Source organism: Streptosporangium amethystogenes (genome assembly GCF_000721075.1).
In the GTDB taxonomy this organism is placed as follows: Bacteria; Actinomycetota; Actinomycetes; order Streptosporangiales; family Streptosporangiaceae; genus Streptosporangium; species Streptosporangium amethystogenes.
In genome coordinates this window covers 1-3,542 of the sequence record NZ_JOEQ01000092.1, presented here as the reverse complement: position 1 = coordinate 3,542, position 3,542 = coordinate 1, and the positions used below count along the sequence as shown (strand labels likewise).

2 protein-coding genes are annotated in these 3,542 nt (G+C 71.3%); both read right to left on the bottom strand.

The features are described 5' to 3' along the window. Window positions 1-2,379: non-ribosomal peptide synthetase (locus IG98_RS0143525; protein WP_030926328.1), on the bottom strand; the 2,379-nt coding region annotated here is incomplete at its 3' end. Then, window positions 2,376-3,542, bottom strand: a 1,167-nt coding sequence (locus IG98_RS0143520) for a condensation domain-containing protein (protein WP_245651967.1), incomplete at its 5' end; no start/stop codon positions are given. The genes IG98_RS0143520 and IG98_RS0143525, both read right to left, overlap by 4 nt.

Genomic DNA, 3,542 nt, shown 5'->3' with positions numbered 1-3,542 from the left:
CACATCCCCCGTCCGATACATCCGCCCACCGGAACCATCGAACGGACACGCCACAAACCGCTCCGCCGTCAACCCCGCCCGCCCCAGATACCCCCGCGCGAGACCGGGCCCGGCCAGGTACAGCTCCCCCTCCACCCCCACCGGAACCGGCCGCAGCCACGAATCCAGCACGTACGCCCGCGCGTCGCGCACCGGCGAGCCGATCGGCGGGATCTCACCCGCCTTCAGGGGGGCACTCATGGTGGCGGCGATGGTCGCCTCTGTCGGGCCGTACGCGTTGATCATCAGGCGGCCGGGGGCCCAGGTGTCCACCAGGTTCGGCGCGCAGGCGTCCCCGCCGACGATCAGGGTCCGCAGGTCGGGCAGCGGGACCTCCGGAACCCCGGCCAGGGCTGCCGGGGGGATCAGGGCATGGGTGACCCGCGCATCCCGCAGGGCATCGGCCAGTGCGGCTCCGCTGTAGGCGCCGGAAGGAGGAATGACAAGGGCGGCCCCGGCAGCAAAGGCCATCAGCAGTTCCATGACCGAGGCGTCGAAGCTCGGCGAGGCGAAGTGCAGAACGCGGCTGTCCGAGGTGATCCCGAACCTGTCGACCTGCGAGCACGCGAGGGCGGCGATGCCGGCGTGGGTGACCACGACGCCCTTGGGCCGCCCCGTCGAACCGGAGGTGTAGATCACGTACGCTGGACTCTCCGGCACGAGCGGCACCCCCGGATCGGACTCCGCGTATCCGGAGGTGTCGACCCCGGCCAGCCAGCCGGCGTCGACCACCAGGGCGGGGGCGGCGTCCGCGAGCATGTAGGCGACCCGTTCCTCCGGGTAGCCCAGGTCGACGGGCAGGTACGCACCGCCCGCCTTCAGCACGGCCAGCGCCGCGACCACCAGATCAGCGGAACGGCGCAGCCTCAGCGCCACCAACCGCTCGGGGCCGATTCCGTGCTCGGCCACCAGCAGCCGAGCCAGCCGGTTGGCGCGGCCGTTGAGCTGCCCGTACGTGACACTCTCGCCAAGGTGGGTCAGCGCGGTGGCCTCGGGGTCACGGGCGACGGCGGCTTCGAAGAGCTCGGGCAACGTGCGGCGCGGCACCGATGCGCCGGTGTCGTTCCACTCCTCGACGGCCTGTCTGTGCTCGGCGACGTCAAGGATGCCGATCCGGCCGACCGGCATGTCCGGGTCGGTGACGATCGTGGTGAGCAGCAGGCTCATCCGGTCGAGCAGCCGCCGGGCCTCGGCGGTGCCGAACAGGTCGGGCCGGTGGTCCAGCCGCAGGGTGAGGCGGTCGCCGGGGACGGCTACCAGAGCGAGAGGGTAGTGGTGGGCGTCTGTCGAGCCGAAGCCGGTCAGCCGGACCTCGCCAAGGGCGGTACCGGCGGTGGAGGGATCGAATGGGTAGTTCTCCAGCACGGTGACGGTGTCGAACAGGATGCCGCGCTGGATTTCGGTCAGCCCCAGGTGGTGGTGGGGCATCAGCTCCGCCTGCTCGTCCTGAAGGCGTTCCAGCATTTCACCGACGGGCTCGGCGGGGCGGAGCCGGACCCGGACGGGCACGGTGTTGATGAACAGGCCGACCATGCGCTCGACCCCGGGCAGCTCGGGCGGGCGGCCCGATACGACCGCGCCGAAGACGACGTCCTCGCGGCCGGTCAGCTTGGCGAGCAGCAGTCCCCACACTCCCTGCAGGACCGTGTTGACCGTGACGCCACGGCGACGGGCCAGTCTGGTCAGCGCGGCGGTCAGGTCGGCGCCCAGCTCGGTGGCGACCTTGCCCGGCGTCACGGGCGCGCCCGCGGCGGGCGCGACCAGCGTCGGCTCGTCGATGCCCTCCAGTGCCCGCTCCCAGGCATCCTTCGCGGCGGCGCGGTCCTGGCGGGACAGCCAGGCCAGGTAGTTCTTGTACGGCGGCGCGGGCGGGGCCTCCACGCCGAGATAGAGCGCCAGCAGTTCCGTGACGAGCAGCGGGGTGGACCATCCGTCGAGCAGGATGTGATGGTTGGTGATGATCAGCCGGTGCCTGCCGGGCTCAGGTCGTACGAGAACGAAGCGGATGAGCGGCGGCACCGCCAGGTCGAACGGGCGTGCCCTCTCCTCTGCGGCCACCGCGGCCGGATCTGCCCCCTCGACCTCCCGCCAGGACGGTTCGACACTGTCCGGGATGACCTGGACGGGCCGGCTGAGGTCCTCGTGCCAGAAGGCGGCGCGCAGGTTGGAGTGGCGTTCGAGCAGCCTGGCGGCGGCGGCACGGAGCGCGGGGACGTCCAGCGGGCCGTCCAGGTCGAGGGTGACCTGCGCGGTGTAGAGGTCGTGCTCGTCATGGAGGGCGTGGAAGAACAGGCCCTGCTGCAGCGGCGAGAGCGGGAGGATGTCCTGGACCTGCGTCAACGCTTCTCCCACGCGGCTTGGATACGGTCGATCTCCTCCTGGTCCAGGTCGACCAGGAGGTCGCTCGGTGTGTGTCCTCCCGCACCGTGCTCGGCCAGTCCGACGAGCGCCTCGAACCAGGTCTCGGCCAGCTCGGCGACCTCCGCCTCGTCGAGCACCCCCTCGGGCCAGGACCAGACAGCCTCCAGGTGAGGGCCGTCCGGCCGGTCGTGCGTGGTCACGTTGACCTCCAGGACGTGGGCCACCGGCATCCCGGGGTCGTAACCGCCGATCTCGGTGGGAACCAGGTTCCAGTCGCCTCCGGTGACCGCGACCCGGCCGAGGTAGTTGAACACGATCTGCGGACGGGGAAACTCGGCGAGCTTCTGCGCGGTCTCCGGGGCGAGATGGCGGAGCATCCCGTAACCCAGCGGGTCGGGCAGCGCCCTGAGCTGCTCCTTGACCTTTTTGATCGCCTGGGCCGCGGCCCGTTCGTCGGACCAACCGGTCAGACCCGGGTCGATCCTGACGGGGTGGATGGTGGTGAACCAGCCCACGGTCCTGGACAGGTCGACGTCGGGGAAGATCTCCTCCCGGCCGTGTCCCTCCAGGTCGAGCAGGACGGAGGTGCCCCGGGCACCGCGCTTCCTGCGCCAGTGGGTCACGGCCAGGGCGAGCCCGGCGAGCAGCACGTCGTTGACCCGGCCGTGGAACGCGGCGGGGACGGCCGCCAGTAGAGGTTCGGCCTTCTCCGGAGGCAGGGTGCGGCGGAGACCGCGCAACGTCGCGGCGGTGTCGAGACACGGATCGAGGGGCCTGCGCCCGATACGCGGATCAGGGCCGTCGAGGATCTCGGCCCAGTGGTCGAGTTCACCGACTCTGCGGGCCGCCTCGTCGTGCAGGCGGTGTGCCCAGGTACGGAAGGACGTGGGCACCGGCTCCAGCACCGGGGCGGTTCCCCGAGCGGTCACCTCTTGAATGGCCGCTTCCAGCGCGGCTCCTTCTTGACCCGTCGCCTCTCGCAGGACCGCCTGGCGGCTGGTCCCCTCGTGAGCTGCCGAAAGCTCAGGGGTCGCGTTCTCCGGGGTCGCGTGCCAGGCGGTGAACAGGTCCGGCAGCAGGATGCGCCAGGACACCCCGTCCACCGCCAGATGGTGCACCGTCACCACCAACCGGCCCGACAC